Annotated in this window: 15 protein-coding genes; 7 read left to right on the forward strand and 8 right to left on the reverse strand. The window is 71.1% G+C overall.

Annotated elements, in window-relative coordinates:
* Positions 1 to 280 precede the first annotated feature (280 nt).
* On the forward strand, positions 281 to 1369 hold the full coding sequence (locus tag Aco04nite_RS27715; RefSeq protein ID WP_213000176.1) for a LuxR C-terminal-related transcriptional regulator: 1089 nt from the start codon (positions 281 to 283) through the stop codon (positions 1367 to 1369).
* Here the strand turns inward: Aco04nite_RS27715 and Aco04nite_RS27720 are convergent.
* The 6 genes from Aco04nite_RS27720 to Aco04nite_RS27745 are packed head-to-tail and all read right to left on the reverse strand — an operon-like array spanning position 1342 to position 7227.
* Positions 1342 to 2076 carry a 2,3-dihydro-2,3-dihydroxybenzoate dehydrogenase gene (locus Aco04nite_RS27720; protein WP_213000177.1) on the reverse strand — a complete coding sequence of 245 codons (735 nt, stop codon included), beginning with the start codon at positions 2074 to 2076 and terminating at the stop codon, positions 1342 to 1344. The two genes, Aco04nite_RS27715 and Aco04nite_RS27720, sit on opposite strands and share 28 nt — an antisense overlap.
* Positions 2073 to 3152 (reverse strand): FAD-dependent monooxygenase, encoded by a 1080-nt coding sequence (locus Aco04nite_RS27725; protein ID WP_213000178.1) that lies wholly within the window; start codon positions 3150 to 3152, stop codon positions 2073 to 2075. The genes Aco04nite_RS27720 and Aco04nite_RS27725 overlap by 4 nt, the downstream gene beginning before the upstream one ends.
* Positions 3153 to 3192: 40 nt before the next feature.
* A complete protein-coding gene (locus Aco04nite_RS27730) occupies positions 3193 to 4488 on the reverse strand; it encodes a phenylacetate--CoA ligase family protein (protein ID WP_213000179.1) in 1296 nt (431 codons plus the stop codon).
* Positions 4485 to 5234: an amidohydrolase family protein gene (locus Aco04nite_RS27735; protein WP_213000180.1), complete on the reverse strand. Its 750-nt coding sequence runs from the start codon at positions 5232 to 5234 to the stop codon at positions 4485 to 4487. Before Aco04nite_RS27735 ends, Aco04nite_RS27730 begins: the two co-directional genes overlap by 4 nt.
* Positions 5231 to 6394 carry a 3-dehydroquinate synthase II family protein gene (locus Aco04nite_RS27740; RefSeq protein ID WP_213000181.1) on the reverse strand — a complete coding sequence of 388 codons (1164 nt, stop codon included), beginning with the start codon at positions 6392 to 6394 and terminating at the stop codon, positions 5231 to 5233. The genes Aco04nite_RS27735 and Aco04nite_RS27740 overlap by 4 nt, the downstream gene beginning before the upstream one ends.
* Positions 6391 to 7227 carry a beta/alpha barrel domain-containing protein gene (locus Aco04nite_RS27745; RefSeq protein ID WP_213000182.1) on the reverse strand — a complete coding sequence of 279 codons (837 nt, stop codon included), beginning with the start codon at positions 7225 to 7227 and terminating at the stop codon, positions 6391 to 6393. The genes Aco04nite_RS27740 and Aco04nite_RS27745 overlap by 4 nt, the downstream gene beginning before the upstream one ends.
* Before the next feature lie 856 nt (positions 7228 to 8083).
* Here Aco04nite_RS27745 and Aco04nite_RS27750 point away from each other — a divergent pair.
* The 4 genes from Aco04nite_RS27750 (at position 8084) to Aco04nite_RS27765 (ending at position 14206) form a co-directional block, all read left to right on the forward strand.
* Positions 8084 to 10984 carry an ATP-binding protein gene (locus tag Aco04nite_RS27750; protein ID WP_244876340.1) on the forward strand — a complete coding sequence of 967 codons (2901 nt, stop codon included), beginning with the start codon at positions 8084 to 8086 and terminating at the stop codon, positions 10982 to 10984.
* A gap of 58 nt (positions 10985 to 11042) precedes the next feature.
* The gene (locus Aco04nite_RS27755) at positions 11043 to 12629 is read left to right on the forward strand and encodes an FAD-dependent monooxygenase (RefSeq protein ID WP_213000184.1); all 1587 of its coding nucleotides are present in this window, start codon (positions 11043 to 11045) and stop codon (positions 12627 to 12629) included.
* 68 nt (positions 12630 to 12697) lie between these two features.
* Positions 12698 to 13408 (forward strand): hypothetical protein, encoded by a 711-nt coding sequence (locus Aco04nite_RS27760; RefSeq protein WP_244876341.1) that lies wholly within the window; start codon positions 12698 to 12700, stop codon positions 13406 to 13408.
* A gap of 183 nt (positions 13409 to 13591) precedes the next feature.
* Positions 13592 to 14206, forward strand: a complete 615-nt coding sequence (locus Aco04nite_RS27765; protein WP_213000185.1) for a hypothetical protein — start codon at positions 13592 to 13594, stop codon at positions 14204 to 14206.
* A 630-nt stretch (positions 14207 to 14836) separates the two neighbouring features.
* Here Aco04nite_RS27765 and Aco04nite_RS27770 read toward each other — a convergent pair.
* A complete protein-coding gene (locus tag Aco04nite_RS27770; RefSeq protein ID WP_213000186.1) occupies positions 14837 to 16255 on the reverse strand; it encodes a DUF1349 domain-containing protein in 1419 nt (472 codons plus the stop codon).
* Positions 16256 to 16342: 87 nt separating this feature from the next.
* Here Aco04nite_RS27770 and Aco04nite_RS27775 point away from each other — a divergent pair, with 87 nt between their 5' ends.
* Positions 16343 to 17455 carry a sensor histidine kinase gene (locus Aco04nite_RS27775; RefSeq protein WP_213000187.1) on the forward strand — a complete coding sequence of 371 codons (1113 nt, stop codon included), beginning with the start codon at positions 16343 to 16345 and terminating at the stop codon, positions 17453 to 17455.
* Entirely contained in the window at positions 17452 to 18114 is a 663-nt protein-coding gene (locus Aco04nite_RS27780; RefSeq protein ID WP_213000188.1) for a response regulator transcription factor, read from the forward strand. The genes Aco04nite_RS27775 and Aco04nite_RS27780 overlap by 4 nt, the downstream gene beginning before the upstream one ends.
* 184 nt (positions 18115 to 18298) lie before the next feature.
* On the opposite strand, the gene Aco04nite_RS27785 is transcribed toward Aco04nite_RS27780, so the two are convergent.
* Positions 18299 to 19174, reverse strand: coding sequence for an ATP-grasp domain-containing protein (locus Aco04nite_RS27785; protein WP_244876342.1), 876 nt, complete (start codon positions 19172 to 19174; stop codon positions 18299 to 18301).
* Positions 19175 to 19216 lie beyond the last annotated feature (42 nt).

The following is a 19216-nucleotide window of genomic DNA, read 5'->3' on the forward strand; positions in this document are numbered from 1 at the left end:
GGAGCGTCAGCTTGACCGGAAACGCCCGTCCTGCGGGAGGGCTGTGCGCAGGATCAAGCGATTCGCGGCCCACCTAGAGACGATCGTCGAAGTCTCGCGCCGTTCGAACGACCCTTTCTCCGATGATCAGCTGCGGACACGGGGACCGGGTTTCGCTATGCCTCACCTTCTGATACCGGATGTGAGGAAGGCGACTGCGTGCCGCGATCCCCTACTTATAGAGCGTCCGTCCGGCGACCTCGGCCCACCATCGTTCGTACACAACGATCGAGGAGGAGCCATGGGGTGCCCCGACATCGCCCGTGACCTGCGCCCGGCACCGTTCGTCGGCCGGGAACGCGAACTGCGGTATGCCACCGGGCTGCTCGGCGCCACGGCGCCGGGCCAGGTCACCGTCCTGGTCGTGGAGGGTGCCGCGGGCAGCGGCCGGACCCGGTTCCTGCAGGAGCTGAGCGCGGCGGCCCGCCGGTTGGGTGTCACCGTCACGGATGCTCCGGAGTGGACGCCGGCAGGGCCGTTGATGTTCTGCAGCGACCATCCGCTGCGGATCACCGCCCGGATCTGGGACGGCCTCGACCTGCTCGCCGAATCCGCCCCCGTCCTCGTCGTCGTGACCGCTCGCACCGGCCACGATCCGCTTCCGCTCGACCGCCTGACCTCGCCCTCGGTCCACCGGCTGACCCTCGCCCCGTTGCCGCCCGCCGAGGTCGGACTGCTCGCCGCCGAGCTGCTCGGCCGGCCGCCGGGCAGGGAACTGGTGGACCTGCTGCGGGTTGCCGCCGGGCGCCCGGGGGCGGTCCGCGAGCTGATCACCGGGTTGCAGGAGGAGGGGCGGGTGACGGTTTCGGAGCCTCCGGCACTTCCCCGGCGTACGCAATCCTGGGTGTCCGGACAGCTCGCAGCCCTCTCCCCGCAGGCGCGGCACCTCCTGCAGGCCGCGACGACCCTGCGCTCGCCGTTTCCCCTGGTCGAGCTGACCCGGCTGGTGCGGGTGAGCCCGGTGCGGGTGGTGCCGGCGATCGGCGAGGCGCTGGAGTCGGGGCTGCTCGTCGGCGACGGCGAGATGCTGTCGTTCAGTCACGACCTCGTCCGGGCGATCGTGACGGACAGCCTGCCGCGCCCGATCGCGGCGGCGCTGCGCGTGGCACCGCAGCGACCGGGCCGGGACCTGCTCAGTTCCCGGGAGCGTGAGGTCGCCGAACTCGCCGGTCACGCCCTGACCAACCAGCAGATCGCCAACCGGGTCGGGTTGTCGCCGCACACGGTCAACTACCACCTGCGGCAGGTCTTCCAGAAGCTCGGGATCGCCTCCCGGGTGGAGCTGGCGACGGTCCTGCGTGATCACAGCGCCGCGCCCCCGTCCACATAGACGTTCTGCATGGTGATGTGGCGGGCGCGGGCCGAGGCGAGGAACACCACCGCGTCGGCCACGTCCTGCGGTGCGGCGATCCGGCCCAGCGGAATGCCGGCCTTGTACCGGCCGGGATCGCCCGCGACAGTCGCCGCCGCACCCCCGGCGTCGCTCCAGAGACCACGCTGCATGGGGGTGTCGGTGGAACCCGGGGAGACCACGTTGCACCGGATGCCGAACGCCGCGAGCTCGAGCCCCAGGCTGCGCGTGAAATGAACGGCTGCGGCCTTGGACGCCGCATAGGCGGCCATGTTCATTCTCGGCACACCGCCCGCGTTCGAGGCGACGGTGACGATGGCTCCCCGGTGCCGCGCCATCATCGGCCGGGCGACGGCACGGCTGACCCGGAAGACGCCGGCCGCGTTCACGTCGAAGACGTCGTGCCAGTCGGCGTCGGTCGCGTCCGTGGCCGGGCCGACCCGCAGGATCCCCGCGACGTTGACGAGGACGTCGATCGCTCCGACCGACTGCTCGATGCACGCGACGGTCGCCGTCACCGCACCCGTGTCACACACGTCCATCGCCATCGCGAGGACGTCCGGTGTGCCCGGATCCGTGACCGGCGGCTTCAGATCGGTCGCGACGACGCGGTACCCGTCCGCCGCCAGTGCCGCGACGACAGCCGCGCCGATCCCCTGACCGGCCCCGGTCACCAGAGCGATCATCGCAGGGCCCCCACTTGCGGTCGGGCACCGGCGGCGAGCCGGCGATCGCGCTCACGCTGGGCCGGACCGTCCGGAAGGTGGAACTCCACCGCGCCGTCCCGCGCGGCAGCCGCGATGCGCTCCACCCGCGGCCGGCGCCCCGCCTCGAAACGCGCGAAGTCGTCCAGGTTTCCGGCCAGCGCCGCCGCGTCCTCGATGGCCTGCGCCGCACCCTGCGCCACGAACGGCAGCATCGGGTGCGCGGCGTCGCCGACCAGGACCACGCGGCCGCGGTGCCAGGCCGGCAGCGGTGCGCGGTCGAACAGGCCATGATGATCGAACCGGTCGGCCAGTGCGATCAGGCCGCGCACGGCGGGATGCCAATTGTCGTACGCCCGCAGCACGCTCGCCGTCTCCACCTCCCGGACGGCCGAGGGTGGCACCGCCGCCGGCACGGTGAACACGAGGTTGATGCTGCCCCCGTCGTCGATGGGGTAGGCGACGCAGTGCTGTCCCGGGCCCAGCCAGACGACCACGCCGGATGGCGCCAGCCGCCCGGCCCGGCCCGCCGGGATCACCGCCCGGTAGACGCTGTGCCCCGAGTAGCGGATCGGCACGGTGCCGAGCTGAGCGGCGACCGAGGAGTGCAATCCGTCAGCCCCCACCACGATGTCCGCGGTCAGCGCCGTGCCGTCGTCGAGGCGGGCGACAACGCCGCCGGTGTGGTCGATCACGCCGGCACAGCGCCGCCCGAAGTGAACAGAACCGGGCACGGCCGCGAGCAGTGCGCGTACGAGGGTGGTGCGCCGCATCGTGCAGTAGGGCGCCTCCCGCGACCCGAGTCCGGTCCGGGCGATGACGGAGTTGTCCTGCCAGCGCCGCAGTTCGCGGGTGCGCGGCCGGGTCGCGTCCCGCAGCACCGTTCCCAGCCCCAGCCGCCGCAGAACCGAGGTGGCATCAGGGGACAGCTGGAGCCCGCCGCCACCGGCCGGACAGGTTCTGCGCTCGACGATCTCGCAATGCACGCCGGTGCGGGACATCGCGACGGCCGTGGTGAGGCCCGCGATTCCCGCGCCGATCACGATTGCTCTGGTCATGGCCACGACACTCACTCCTGTCAGTATCAAAGAGGGCCCATCAGTAATATTGGAGCGCTTTGTCCCAGTTGTCGGCGGACCCGAACAGGCTGCGGGGTTTCATCACGTCGGGTGCGGCGGTCAGGAGCGCCGCCGGCACCAGCCCACCGGGTGGCACCGTGTCGACGACGGTGTCGATGCCGTGCGCGGCGTGGAGCGCGTCGCGCAGGTCCCGCGCCGCGACAGACCGGAATCGTTCATCCACCTCGATCTGGACCCGCAGCCGCGGCGGATCGGGGCGGGCCCGCCAGAACAGGACACCGTACTCCGCGGGGAGCCGGAAGACGATCTCCTCCACGTCGAGCTGGGTCAGCTCGACGGACCGGACGTGCACGCCGGACCGCGCCCGGCCGAGCACCCTGACGCTCGGAAGTGCCCAGCCGCACGCGCACGGGGCGTCCGAGATCTCGACCTCGTCCTCGATGTTGTAGCGCAGCAGCGGCATCGCCGAGCGGTACAACGGCGTGACCACCAGCTGCCCGCGACCGTACGGTGCGCAGCGCCCGCTTCCCGGATCGTGCACCTCGAAGATCGCCCGGTCCGCCCAGAGATGCAGCCGTCCGTGCGGGCACTCCCCCGCCAGGCTGCCGGTCTCGGTCGCGCCGTACTCCTCGACGACCGGCGTGTTCCAGATCTGCGCGATGCGCGCCCGCCGGGCCGCGCTCAACGGTTCGCCGCCCACGAACAGCGCGCGCAGGGCCGGGAAGTCCCGCTCCGGCCGCAGTCCGCGAAGCCGCGCGGAGGCGGCCCACAGCAGCGTGTCCGTGGGCAACGACCAGGTGAGCGAGACGTCGAGGTCGTGCAGGACCCGGACCACTTTCGCGTACGGGGTGGCAAGTGAGCGGTTGTCCGCGGGCACCACGGTCGCCCCGTGGGAACGCGCAGCCGCGTGCGCCAGATGCCCGGTGATCATCAGGGCGTACGGCGTCCGCACCAGGAACGTGTCCGTCGCGTGGATCCCGACGTGCTTACGCGCATACCGTTCAGCCAGATCGAGCCAGTCCGCCGCCGTGTAGTACGACGCGGTGGGAGCCCCGCTGCTCCCGCTCGACTCGTGATAGGTCGCCAGCTCCGCCCGATCGACCGCGAGCATCCCGAACGGATAGGCGTCGCGCAGATCCTCCTTCGTGGTGAGCGGATACTGAGCGAGTTCCGCGCGCCCGCCCGGCACCCCGCGTTTGCGATAGAACGGGGAGTGCGCGGCCGACGCCAGCAGCTGCCCCAGCTGAGCGTCCTGCAGATAGGCGAGTTCCGCGGCATCGTGCCAGTCACCCAGACCGGGCCGGACGTCTCTCATGTCGTCTCCTCCCCCAGGACGCGGCAGGCGTTGGCCCAGGTCACGGCGGTCAGGTCAGCCGGGGACAGACCGAGCGCCGCGATCTTGACCAGCTCCACCCGCGGTTCCTGCAACGGATGCTCGGTGCCGAACAGCACGCGCCGTACGCCGAACCCCTCGACCGCCGCGCGCGCCGTGACGGTGAGGCAGCCGGACAGCTCGGCCAGAACGTTCGGGACCGGGGCGAGCTCCGCCAGACCCGCGAGCTCCAGCCCGGTGTGACCGCAGTGTCCCCAGACGAACGTGACCCCGGGGTTCGCCCGGGCCAGCCGCGCAAGATCGGCGGGCCGCGCCCCGGCGTGAGCCAGCGTGACCACGTAGACCGGATGCCGCATCGCACCCGCGACGGCGATCAGTTCGTGCACCGCCGGATCGTCCAGCCGGAACCCGTGCACGGCCGGTGAGATCTCCAACCCCCGGAAATTCCCCGCACCTTGTCGGTACGCGGCCACGTCGTGCACCGGATCCGCGAAGAAGAACGGCAGCAGCCGCCCACCGGAGAGCGAACACTGCGCGAGCACGTCGTTGTTGTCGGCGCTCACCTCCGCGCGCCCACCCTCGGAGATCTGCGTCGAGAGCCGGCCGAGCCCGATCAACCCGCCGGCCGACACCGCCGCGCGAGCGATGCCCGCCCCGTCCATGACGCTGAGCAGTACTTCAGCGGCGCGAGGGACGGGCGCGAGCCTGGCGTGGAAGTCGAAGATCATTGCTCGTAGCACAGTTCGTCGATGGGATAGCCCACGTGGCGTTCCCGGCCGGGCAGGTAGCCCAGCACCTCGTCGCCCGGGCGCAGCGACGTCGAGTTGTGCACCGTCGCGCCGGGGCCCAGCACCCGTACGTGCCAGTCGTCCTGCACGATCAGGTTGACCCGCTCACCCGTCGGCGCCACCGCGTCGATCGACAGCAACGGCCGCGTCTCGATCTTCACCCGCCCGACCGTGACCCGCCGCGTCCGCCCGTCCGCCCCGACCGCGAGGACCGTGCCACCGGCCGCCAGCTCGCTCAGGTAACGCGTGTGTTCGTGATCGGCGAGCGTGTACGACATGATCGCGCCCGCGTTCACGCGGAACGGACGGGTCGGCATGTAGGGCAGCGGGTGGGTCTCGCTGACGCACAACACCATGCCGCGGGACCGCGAACCGACCAGGATCCCCTCGTCCTGGCGCAGATAGGTGCACGTGTCGACGCACGCACGCTCACCCGTGCCGGCGTGCCGTACCCCGGTGACCGTGAGCGTGACCAGTTCCAGATCAGGTGACCGGTCGCGCACCACCTGCGCGAGCCTGGTCGCCTCTCCCGGCGCGGCTCCGGCGAGCATCACGCCGCCGGGTCCGTGCTCCAGCACGCTGAGATGCACGGCTGCGTCGTCCACGCCGTCCACGCGGGTGATGATCGTGCCCTCGGCGCCGTCCGCCGCGGCCAGGACGATCTCCATCGGGATGTTCGTGGGGTCGAGGAAGTGCAACAGGACCACGGGGTCACGGCGTACGCTCTCGCACGCCGCCGCCAGGTCATCGGGGTCCCGCACGTCGTGCCGGCTCCCGAACCGCACTCCCGGGTGCCGCTCGGCGAGCACCGACGGCATCCCGTGCCGCCGCGGATCGACCAGCACCAGGTCCGCCACGCCGAAGTCGTCCGGCAACTCCTCCGGGACCAGGACCCTGGTCACCGACGGCGGCAGCGGTGCGAGATCGGCCGGATCAGCGGCCACGATCGCGTCGAATCCCTGGTGCAGGGCCTCCTCCCCCACCGCCTGCCGCCACTCACCGAGCCCGCGCAGATCAAGCCAGCATTTCCTGTCCCCGCCGAAGTCGGTCCCCCCGGGCGAACCCGCAGCCGTCAGCTTGTTCTCGTCGATGACGGTCATCGCGCCGCCACCGCCGTCCGATCGTGCACCAGGGTGGCGAGCTGCCGGACCATGGCGCCGGGGTCGGGAGCGGTGAACACCAGCCTGCCCGCCGCGATCCCCCCGGCTCCGGCACGCACGGCACCGGCCAGAGCGGCCAGGACCTCGGCTGAGGCACCAGCCGCCGGGCCGCCAGCCGCCGGGCCGCCAGCCGCCGGGCCTCCCGCGAGTGGGCCTCCCGCGGCGAGGACGGGGATCGGGCAGTCGGTGAGGATCGGGGTGAGCTCGTCCGGCGTGGCGGGCAGGCTGGTCTTGACCAGGTCGGCGCCGAGCTCGGCCGCGACGGTCAGGGCCCGGGAGATCAGTTCCGGGGCGCGGCCGTCGATCATCTCCGGCCCGCGGACGTACATCATCGCCAGCAGCGGAACGCCCCACCGGTCGCAGTCCTCCGCGGTGAGAGCTAGATGCGCGATCTGCCGGCTCTCCGTGAGCGAGCTGACGTTGATGTGGACACTGACCGCTTCCGCTCCCAGCCGCAGCGCCTCCTCGACCGTGGCCACCGGGTACTTCGCGTCGGGGTCGGGTGCCAGGCCGGTGCTCGCGTTCAGGTGCAGCACGAGCGAGAGCCGCCGGAAACGCGCGGGATGCACCCGGCGGGCGGCTCCTTTGTGCAGGACAACCGCGTCGGCACCGTTGTCGGCCAGCTCGGCGACGAGATTGTCGAGGTCACCCCGGTGGTGCAGCGGCCCGCCGGCGATCGCGTGGTCGAGGGGCACCACGAGCAGCCCGGATCCGGGTTTCCGATACAGATGGCGCAGCCGTAACCGGCGGCCGAAGGTTCCGTTCTCCTCCATTGTCGTGACCCCTTTTCGAGTTCGTCACCGCCTCGACGGGCGGTGGTCGGCAGATCGGCGCGGCGGCTGCTCAGAGCCGATTCCGCGAGAGCGCCGTTGCATTTCGACGCTAGCCACGAAGGGCGCCGGGGCCTACTACTCGTATGGGTAGGTGCCGATTTCCGGCTGCCGGGGAATCGTCATCACCGGAACACCCCGAGGGCGCATCAGGAATGGTCATCACGCGATACACAGGCCAGCGGCCGTAGATTCCCGGCCGCCGGAAAAGGTCTCCCGCGGCGGTGCCGCCGGCTCGGCCGGGTTCACCCGGACAGCGGACGCCGCCGCCCGCGGAAGGGTAACGGTAGCGGTGAGCACCACCCTGGTGAACGGATGCGGAGCTGTGGCACGGCCCGGACAGAAACGAGCAACGTGAGCATGAAGCCGACGGTCACCCGAATGAGTGAATCCACGCGAGGCGTGTCACGGACCACGACGATCGATGACGGCCGCGATCATGCCGGTTCCGGCGTTCCGTTCGCCGCGGTGAGTGATCGCGACGAGCCGGCCGGGCCGATCGTGTGCCGGAGCGCGCGGACCCCGCGAGCGCCTGGCACGACGGCGGTCCATGGATTGATCAGCTCTTATGTCCACTCAGGCCGGTGTACTGCGCGGCGCGCGCTGACCCGGAACGGTCAGGCGCTGCCGTACCCGATGATCGATGACGCGGTGCCCGGATCACGGGCGGCCGGCCGTCCAGCGACAAGGTGCACCCAACAGTGCGGTGATACAAAAATCATCCACGTCGCTGTCCGGGCACTCCCGTGTCCGTCCGGTTATGACAAGGAGTGGCCCACCGTCCGAACGGACCCCTGAATTGATCATCACTTCCGGACACCACCGCCACAACGGCCGGCCCCGGCCCGAGCGGGCCGGACCTGCCCTGCCAGCCCGCCCCGACCGGCACGCCCAACCCGACCAGCCCACTCAGCAAGCCCAGCCCAGGATCGACGAGCATGCCGGGGAGACCGTCCTGAACGAGCAGACGTTCGGCCGTAGCGACGAGATGGACACCATCCGCCGCGCCCTCGCCGGGACCGCGGCGGGTGAGGGTGGCTGCCTGGTCATGCTCGGGCCGGCCGGTGTGGGCAAGTCCCACCTGGTGCGGGCGGCGGTGCAGACCGCGACCGAGCTCGGGCTGGCCGTGGCCGCACGGGAGGCGTTCAAGCTGGATTTGGCGGCGCCGCTCGTCACCCTGGCCGGGGCGCTGCGGGCGTGCACGCGCGAGGGTGAGCGTTTCTCCTGGCTGTTCGACGGTTCGCACCGGACCGAGCAGTACCGCACGATCGATCTGCTGCGGGCGTCCCTCGAGGATTTCGCCGCCGAGCGGCCGTTGCTGATCGTGGTGGACGACGCGCAGTGGATGGACGAGCTGAGCGCGCTCGCCGTGCGCGAGCTCGTTCCGGCCCTGGCCAGCTCGCCGGTGTGGTGGGTGTTCGCGGGGCGGCCGGAGCCGGTGGAGACGCCGGGGCTGCAGACGTTGAACTGGTTGATCCGCGGTGGCGCCGCGCCGATCCGGTTGAGCGTTCTGGAGGAGCCGGCGATCGCTGAGCTCAGCGCGGCGGTGGTCGGTGCGGAGGTCGACAACACCGTGCTGGCGCTGGCCAACGGCTGTGGCGGGAACCCGCTGCGGGTCGGGCAGCTGCTCCGGGCCCTGCGCGCCTCCCGGCAGCTCGTCATCACGGCGGGGACGGCGACCGTGATCGGCGGGGAGCTGCCGTCGAGCTTCGTCGACACGGTCCGGGAGGTGCTGGAGAGTCTCAGCGAGGGTACGCAGTGGCTGGTCAGGGCGTGTTCGGTGTTCACCCGCCCGTTCGGGGTCGAGGCCGCCACCCGGTTGACCGGGCACGGTCCCGCCGAGATGTACCGCCTGGTCGAGGAGGGCCTCACCGAGATCCTCACCGATGCCGGGGACGGGATCGCGTTCAGCCATGACCTGGTGCGCCAGGCGGTGTATTCGACGCTGCCCCGGACGTTGCGGGAGCGGCTGCACCGGGAGGCGGCGACGATCTCCCGGGACGAGGGGCTGCCCGCCATCGAGGTCGCCGAGCACCTGCTCAAGAGCGGTCGCGCCGGGACCACGGACGCTGTTGCCATGTTGCGGGCCGCAGCCCGCGAGGTGGCCGGTGCGGCTCCGGCGACAGCGGCGGATCTGATGCTGCACGCGCTCGAGGCGCTGCCCGCGCACGATCAGAACCGGACCGTGCTCATCGCCGAGGCGGTCGGCCTGCTCGCGTCGGCGGCGCGGGTCGATCAGGCCCGGCGGCTCGGCGAGGAGGCATTGGACGCCGGGCTGGATGCCGAGACCGAGGCCGAGCTGCTGCTCGGCCTGGCGGAGGCGTGCAAGCACGCAGGACAGAACAGGAGCGCCGTTGAGTACGCCGACCGCGGCCTGGGTCACGAGAAGATCGGCGACGCGACCCGGGCCCGGCTGTACGCGATCCGCGCCCACGCCCTGTTCTATGTGGACGATCTGGAGGGTGCCGACGCGTCCGGGGCCGACGCGCAGCGCCTCGGCATGGCGAGCAGCGAGTACGGCGCGGCGGTGTTCGGGGAGACCGCGCGCAGCCTCGTCGCTCAGGCGCAGGGTCGCATGGGTGCGGCGCTCGCGCACGCGAAGTCCGCGACGAGCACGGCGGCGACGCGGGGCGGCCGTGCCCGGCACCGGCATCCGGCGATCTGGATGGGCAGCGCGCTGACGGCGTACGACCGGTTCGAGGAGGCGGGGCAGGTCCTCGGCCGGGGGCGCCGCGAGTCGGAGCGGCTCGGGACGTTGTGGGCGCAGCCGTTGTGGCACTACTACAACGCCAATCTTCTCGCCGCGCGCGGAGAGCTCGACGAGGCGACCGCGGAAGCCGATGCGGGGGTGGCGACGGCCGAGCAGCTCACGGCGTACCAACTGGTGGTGCCTCTGCTCGGGACCTTGATCCGGCTGGCGGTGCTGCGCGGCGATCTGGAGGCGGCGAAGGCGCACCTGGCCCGGATGCACGAGCTGATGCGCACCGGGATCACCGCAACGCCCGAGGATGTCGTCTGGCCGGAAGCGCTGCTGCTGCACGCCGAGGGACAGAGTGATGTGGCGTTCTCGCTGGCGGCGGGCTTCTACGGATCGCTGCCGGAGCGCCCGGCCCTGATCACGATGGACCCGACCGCCCCCGGCATCCTGGTCGGCATCGCGCTGGGGCAGGGCGACCGGGCCGCGGCCGGGCGGGTCGTGGCGGCGACCGAGGCGCTGGCGCGACGCAACCCGGAGTCGCATGCGGCCCACGGTGCCGCGGCCCACGCCGGCGGTCTGCTGCACGGCGATCCGGCGCGGTTGCGGCAAGCAGTGGACTGCTTCCGGCGTACACCCCGCAGATTGGCTCTTGCCTCTACTTTGGAAGATGCCGCACGGGCGGAGGACCGATCCGACTGGTACGCCGAGGCGCTCGGCATCGTGAGCGAATGCGGCGCGACCGGCGCGCAGCGACGCCTGCAACGGCAGCACGGCAGTGCGCCCCCGGCCGAGCCGAAGAGTGAGCTGCTCCCCGAGCTGTCACCCGCCGAACGCAAGGTCGCCCTGCTGGTCGCGGACGGCCTCACCAACCTGCAGGTGGCCGGCGAGCTGTACCTCTCACGGCACACCGTGGACAGCCACCTGCGGCACATCTTCGCCAAACTGGAGATCAAGCGCCGGATCGAGCTGGCGAAACGCGTCGAGCGGGAACGCGGCGGATAGGCCTTATCCCGTGGGTACGTGATGTACGCGCGACGGCGGTGGCCGCAGCATGGGCCGTATGGTTGCGCTGCGTACTCCTGTTCTCATAGTCGGTGCCGGCGTGGCCGGTTCGGTGCTCGCGCTCGAGCTCGCTCATCACGGGGTGGCGAGCACGGTGGTCGAGCGGGCGTCCCGGCCCGCGCCGCACCGCGAACTCAATCTGGTCAGCGGCCGCAGCATGGAGCTGCTGCGGCGGCTGGGGCTGGCCGGGGACATCCGCCGGCACAGCATCGACCCGGACTGCACCGCCGAGGTGGTTTGGCTGCGCGGGCTGGAACAGCCACCCGTGCTGATGTCGACGCTGCCGTCGGTCAACCAGCTGCGGACCGCGTACGAAGCCGTCACGGACGGAACCGCGCCGATCGAGCCGTACGTGCTGTTACCGGCTGCGGAGCTGACCGGGCGGCTGCGCGACGCCGTCCGCGAGCATCCCCTCATCGATCTGCGGGAGGGCTGGACCTTCACGGATCTGCGACCGGAGCAGGGCGGAGCGGTGGCCGTCCTGGTGGAAGCGGGTACGGGTGACCGGCACGTGGTCCAGGCGACCTATCTGGCCGGGTGCGACGGCGCGCAGAGCACGGTGCGGCGCTGTGTCGGTGTCGCGATGGAACACCTGGCCGCCCCCGTCCACCACTACACCGTCTACTTCCGCATCGACGGGATGGCGGGGCCGTCTGCGTCCCCGCTGACCATCATCACGGCGGGGCTGACCCTGACCTGGCGCCACGACGAGGATCTGTGGATCGGCCATCTGCCGCTGCCCGCCGACGAGGTGACGATGGTCGACCCGATGGCGATGCTGAAGGGACGGCTGGGCGCGGTGGCGGACACGGCGGAGATCGTCGGGGTCACCCAGTCGGAGGAGGCGTTGCGGGTCGCCACGGCGTACCGGTGCGGACCGGTCTTCCTCGCGGGTGAGGCCGCCCACCGGTTCCGCCCACCAGGTGATGCCGTGGACACGTGCGTGGGTGACGCGGTCGACCTGGGCTGGAAACTCGCCGCCACGGTCAACGGCTGGGGCGGGCCCGCGCTGCTCGGCAGTTACGAGGACGAACGCCGCCGGCGGGCGCTGATCGACCGGGAGCTGGCGGCGCGGGCACTGGAGACGCGGAGCCGGTTCGGCCGGTTGACGGCCGCCGGTGCGAGCCGTGAGGTCCTCGCCGGGGTGCTCGGTCAGGAGCCACCCCAGCTGGATCTGAACGGCACGGCGTCGGGTGAAGGTGCGGGCAGTTCCGGCGTGGTCTGGCAGGAGACCGGAGCACCCGCGGCCGGGCAGGTGACCACCGCGCCGGGTGCCCGGCCGCCGGCACTGCGGATGGCCGACGGCGGCCAGCTCTTCGACCGGCTCGGCCCGCAGTTCACCCTGGTCGACCTCACGGACAAGGCGGACGGTACGCCGCTCGTGGCCGCCGCCACCGCCCGCGGCATCCCGATGAAGCACCTCACGATCACCGAGGCCGTGGTGCGGGCCCGCTGGGAGAGCGGTCTCGTGCTGGTGCGCCCCGACCAGCACGTGGCGTGGCGCTCCGGTGCCGTACCCACCGACTGGGAGGCCGTGCTGGACGTGGTCACGGGTCGCGCCGGTCAGGAACACGTGAACACGTGATGTCGATGCGACCCGGCGACGGCAACGCTCTACATCGGATCACGTCGAACCGAAAAGGACTCACGCCGATGTCATCGATGATCATGCAGGGCCTCCGGCACACCGTCACCGGCGACTGGCACACCCGGCTCTCGGGCAACACCTCCCCGCGCCGCAACCACTGGCAGACCAAGGTCACCTACTTCCGCGCCGCCGACGAACTCCTGGCCGCGCTACCGGCCACACCACTCAGCTGGAAGAGCATCGTCGCCGCGGCCCGGCCGTACGGCTGCCGCAGCACCTTCTACGAGGTAGCCGGCTCCCACGCCCGCCACCGCATGGTCGACGACCTCATCGCCGACGGCCGCCCCGACTCCGTCCAGCTCGCCTGGTGCTACCTGCGCACCGACCCGGTGGAGCAGCTGCTCGACGAGACGAAGGTCTGGTCGTACTGGCCGTACCGTCAGCAGCTTCTCGCCCGCCTGCAGTCGCCGTCGCCGTCGCAGTCGCCGTCCCGGTCGCTGTCGCAGTCGCAGTCGCAGTCCCGGTCCTTGTCGATGTCGCCGTCGCTGTCGCTGTCGCTGTCGCCGTCGCTCACGCCGGAGCAGATGGCCGCGGCCCTGACCGAGTCGGTGCTCGCCTGGGCCCGGCAGAACGAGGCGCTCGCGGCGTCGGTGAACCACAGCCCGCCCGCCTGCGCCGTCGAGGACCTCACCGTCATCCACCAGGGCCGGCTCGCCGCCGTCCGCGCCGGCGCGCAGCTCTGCGACGTGCTGAGTTCCGCGATGGTGGCGAACTGAACTCCGCGAGGGTGGGGACCTGAGCGCCGCGATGGTAGCGAACTGAACTCCGCGATGGCGGGGACCCGAACTCCGCGATGGTGGCGAACTGACGGAGATCACGTGAACACGTGATGCCCCGTCCCGGCGGTGCGAGCCACGCTCGACATCGGAGACAAGCCGACCCGAAAGGGGCCCCAGCCGATGTCCACGACCATCACCCACGAACTGCGGCACACTGTCACCGCCGGCTGGCTCCTCAGGCTCTCGGGCAACAAGTCCCCGCGCCGCAACCACTGGCAGACGAAAATCATCTACTTCCGCGCGGCGGCGGAGCTCCTGGTCACCCGCCCCGGCGCACCGCTGACCTGGAAGAGCATCGTCGCCGCAGCCCGGCCGCACGGCTGCCGCAGCACCTTCTACGAGGTGGCCGGCTCCCACGCCCGCCACCGCATGGTCGACGACCTGATCGCCGACGGCCGCCCCGACTCCGTCCAGCTCGCCCTGCGCTACCTTCGCACCGACCCGGTCGAGCAGCTGCTCGACGAAACCAAGGTCTGGTCCTACTGGCCCCACCGCCAGCAACTCCTCGCGTACTACGCAGCCCACGACCTCCCACCCGCCGCGATGGCCACCGCCCTCACCGACACGGTCGCCACCTGGGGCCGCCAGAACGAAGCCCTCGCCGCCGCCGTCAGCCACACCCCACCCGCCGGCGCCGTCGAGGACCTCACCATCCTCCACCAGGGCCGCCTGGCCGCCGTCCGCGCCGCCGCCCAACTCTCCGACGTCCTGCGCCACTCCTCAGGGGCGCGCTGACCAGCCATTTCAGCACAATTGGCCGGCAGTGCGGGGCGGACCCGGCACCCGGGAGCGGAGGCGGCCGCCCCGGGCGCCGGGCCACTCACCCTCCCCGCCCACGCACCCTGCCGGGCCACTCACCCTGCCCGGCCACGCACCCCCCGGCTACTCACCCTGCCCGGCTACTCACCCTGCCCGGCCACGCACCCCCGGCTACTCACCCTGCCCGGCCACGCACCCTGCCGGGCCGCCCCTCACTCTGCGCACACCGCTCACTCTGCGAGCGCGACTCACTCTGAGAGCACCGTTCACATTTCGCATGTCGCTCGCTCTGCGAGCACCAATCACTCCGCGAACGCCATTCACTGTGCGAGCGACACTCACACTGGGAACGCCGCTGACTCTGCGCGGGCCACTCACACTGCGAACGACACTCGCACTGTGGGCAACACTCACTCTTCGAGCATCGCTCACAGTGCGAACGCCGCTTACTCCGAGCTGGCCACTCACACTACGAACGCCACTCACACTGCGGGCATGGCCCATTCTTCGAGCGTCGCTCACTGCGAGCAACACTCACTCCGCGAGCACCGCTCACACTGTGGGCACCACTCACACTGCGAACGCCACTCAGTCTTCGGGCGCTGCTCACTCCGCCGAGCCGTTCGAGCGGCCTTGCCCGGTCCGGCCATCCGAGCCACGGCTGAAGCTGACCCGCCGGACCCGGCCGACCATGACAATGGCCGTCCATGCAGCCAGGACCAGCAGACCGCCCCACCACGGCAGCGGGAAGTAGCCGCCCGAGGGCACATAATGGGCCGCGACCTGCGAATACTCGGGAGTCGTCCCCACGACCGCAAACCCGGCCGCCGGGGTGAGCCGCAAAAGCCAACCAGCAACCACGTCCGGCAGGAGCGGAAACGCCGCCAGCAGGTAAGGCACAACGACCACGGCGACAGCGACGAGAATGGCGAGGCGGCGTCGGTGAAGGCGGACGGCGAGGGCTCGGGCGAAGAGGGCGGCCAACGCGAACAGCACCCCGACGCCGACGATCACCCGTAGCTCGGTGAGGACAGACGCCGCGTTGACCGTGTTGCCGTTCGCGCGGAGCAGCCGGACGCCGAGCGGGATGGTGGCACCCGCCGCGATCAGTCCGGCGCCGAACGCCATCGCGGCGAGTGTCACCGGGGCGGTGTTCGCGCGCGTGCTCATCACGAGCACGATCAGGAGCCCGAGTGCCAGGGCGACCAGGGTGTCCTCGATGTCACGGGCGCCGCCGTCTCCCTGGGGCCCGATGTCGCCGCTGCCCGTGACGGTGACCGTGCCGGCGGACTCGGTCATGCCCGGGGCTCGGTGGTGTTTCTCCCAGTCCGTGTGGCCCAGGTCGCCGATGATCGCGGGGGTCCAGGGCGCGGTGGGCGTACCCGTGGTGGTGATGGTGTCGAAGGTCGCGGAGGCCTGGGTGAAGCCGGATTCCGCGACGCTTGCCCCGAGTGCGACAGTGCGCAGTCCCAGCCAGCCGGGCGAGGTTGCGAACATGCCCGTTTCGACAGTGGCGGGCAGGTCCGGAATGCGCGTACGGCCGATTTCCGTCCACTCGCGGCCGTCCATCGAGTCATAGCCGATCACCGTGTCACCCTCCCGGGTGAGGCGCAGCCAGGTCGCATCCGGGCTTCCGGCCAGATCATGGGTGTACGCGTACTGCAGCCGGACGCCGTGCTCTGCTGTCCGCATGAGCGCGACGTACGGGCTGCCCTGACCCGTTCCGTCCTTGATGATGATGCCGCCCTTCGCCCAGGGCACCAGCCCCGGCACGATCGCGTCACGGCCGGGCGGCGGATAGGTGAGCGTTCCGGTCAGCGCGGCGACGTGCACCGTGATGCTGCCGTTCGCGCTCATCGGCTTGTGCGCGAAGACGAATGTGTCGCTGACCCGTTCGGCGGCCGGGCAGGGCACCTCCCGCTCGCCCTCGCTGCAATGGGCCAGATCGGTGTACGCGGTGAGCAGCCCGCCGAGAATGACGACCAGAACAGCACTGGCGAACCCGATGATGGTGGTTTTCCGCATGCCGAAATTCCTACCGGCCGGGCGGTGACAGGGCGGTGTCGCACGCTGTTACCACCCTGTTCCCGGCCATGCGGCATCCTTCACGCCATGGATCAGCCACGACGGACAGCCCGGCAACGGCTCGTGATCATGTACGCCGCCATGTTCCTGGTCTCGGGCGCCGCCCTGCTGGCCCTGGCCAACGTCCTCGGCACGGTCAGGTACACCCGCCTCGCCGGCGCCGGACCGGATCTGCGTGAGCAACTGGCCGGCGCCGAGGCGGCCCAGACCCGCCAGCTGCTGGCCGGCTCCCTGATCGCGCTGGCCGTGATGGCGGTGGTGTCGGTGCTGCTGGGCCGGTCAGCCGCACGGCGCGTCCTGCGGCCCCTCACGACGATCACCACGGCCACCCGCCGGATCACCGCCGAGAACCTGCACGAGCGACTCGCCGTCCCCGGCCCGGCCGACGAGGTGAAAGACCTCGCCGACACCATCGACGACCTGCTGGAACGTCTGGAGGTGTCCTTCGCGGCGCAGCGCAGATTCGTCGCGCACGCATCGCACGAGCTGCGTACCCCGCTCACCACGATCCGCGCCACCCTCGACGTCGCCTCGGCGAAACCCCAGGCCGCCGCGCAGACCGTCGCCCTGGCGGATCGGTTGCGCCCCGAACTCGACCGGATCGAGTCCCTGCTCGAAGGCCTCCTCATGCTCGCCCGCGCCCAGCACGGTGCCCTGTCCGCGGGCGGCGACCCGGCCGGTACCGCGGAGGTCGAGCTCGGGGCCCTGATCGAGCGGGCGGTCGAGGCGCGCGGCGCGGACATCGCGGCCAAGGGGCTGACCGTGGAACGCATCGGAGATCCCGGCCGGACGTGGGGCAATGCCGCTTTGCTGGGCCGGCTGGTGGACAACCTGATCGACAATGCGGTCACGCACAACGTGGCCGGCGGGTTGGTTCGCGTCTCCGCCGACCGGGCGCGGATCGTCGTGGAGAGCGGCGGGCCGGTGCTCGATCCCGCGCAGGTCGCCCGGCTCGGACAGCCCTTCCAACGCCTCGGTGAGGGCATCGGGGCGGGCAGCGGAACGGGGCTCGGGTTGTCGATCGTCGCGGCGGTCGCTGGTGCGCACGGCGGCCGGCTGGAGTTGCGCACTCGTGCATCGGGCGGACTTGCGGCGACGGTCACCCTGCACGAATGGACACCTGGAGGCGTACACAGATGAGGGTCCTGGTTGTTGAGGACGCCCGCGCGCTGGCCGATGTCGTCGCGGAAGGCCTGCGGGATCAGGGTCTGGCGGTCGACCTCGCCCGCGACGGCCTGGAGGCGGCCGCGAAACTCGACATCACCGGGTACGACGTGGTCGTACTCGATCGGGATCTGCCGGGACTGCACGGCGACACGCTCTGTCAGATGATCACCGAGCGGGACGACCGGCCGATGGTGCTGATGCTGACCGCCGCCGGAGCGCCCGCCGACCGGGTCCGGGGCCTCACCCTCGGCGCCGACGACTACCTCGCGAAGCCGTTCCACTTCCCCGAGCTGGTCCTGCGGGTCCGTGCCCTGGCACGGCGCAGACCCGCGGCCCACCCACGGACGTTACGGGCCGCGGGCATCGAGCTGGATCCCGTACGCCGCACCGCGGTCCGCGACGGCCGCCGGCTCGACCTCTCCGTCAAGGAATTCGCGGTCCTGGAAGCCCTGCTCCTCGCCGGGCCGGCGTTCCTCAGCACCGAGACCCTGCTCGACAAGGTCTGGGACGAGCACACCGACCCGTTCACCAAGACGGTCACGGTGACGGTCGGCCGCCTGCGCCGCAAACTCGGCACACCACCGGTCATCATCACGATCCCCGGCGCGGGCTACCGCATAACCGACGCCTGATCACCGCTCAGGGCCGCGACATCGATACCCGCGGCCCACGAAGCGAGCATGCGCAGTCCGTCGTGCAACGGACGTGGGCGCGGTGATGCGCGAAGGTCGCGGCACGCACATCTCGCTCCACGACAAGGACGAGCACGTCACCCAGGCCGTCGCCGAGCTGGTCCCCTTCTTCGCCGCGCTCTGGTTAGAGGCCCCGGATCCGATCGCGGATGGCCTGTGCGACCAGTCCGACCGCCTCGGGCACGGTGTCGCTCTGGTAGGCGGGCTCGAAGACCTCCACCTCGATCACCTCAGTGCCGGCGGCGATGTCGATCCGGGCATAGAGCGGAAGATCAAATCCCGATTTACGTACGGCCTCAAGTGCCCGTTCCCCCAAGGCGATCTCCGCCGGGGTGGCCTCCGTGGCGGTGATCGCCGGCCCGTACTCCCCGCCCACGTACACCCCGCCGGGCGCCAGGATCGGACCCTTGTGGAACGCGTACGCGTACGTCCCGTTCAGGAAGAACAGCCCGTTCTCGCCGTGCTCGATCACATGCTCGTTCGCGGGCTGGACCATGACGGTCTTCCCGGCGGCGAGAATCCGGCCGGCCAGTTCGATCGCCTCCGGATCGCCGGGCGCGAACAGCCCGGTGTCCCGCGACCCGGCGGAGATGGACGGCTTCACCACGATCCGATCCTGCCCCGAGCGCGATACGGCCACTTCCGCCTCCTCGACCGTCTCGCAGAACACGGTGGGAACGCACGGCAGACCATGTCCTTCGAGATCACGCAGGTACTTCTTGTCGATGTTCCACCGGATCAGCTCGGGCGCGTTGAGGATCCGGGTCAGCCCCGCCGCCCGATCGAGCCACGCCATGAACTCCGCGAACCGCTCCGAGTAGTCCCAGGGCGAACGAATGACCAGCAGGTCGTACGCTCCCCAGTCAACCGACTCGTCATGCCAGACCGGCGCATCGACCCGAAGCCCGTCCCCGCGCAGCGCGTCGACCAGCGCAGCGGTGTCCACGTCACGCCCGTGCAGCGCGACATCATCCGTGGTGAGCAGTCCGAGATAAGCCACCACACCACCTTAAACCGTGGATGATCAGGCCGTTTGACGCCT

Source organism: Winogradskya consettensis, from assembly GCF_018332715.1.
Classification (GTDB): Bacteria; Actinomycetota; Actinomycetes; order Mycobacteriales; family Micromonosporaceae; genus Actinoplanes; species Actinoplanes consettensis.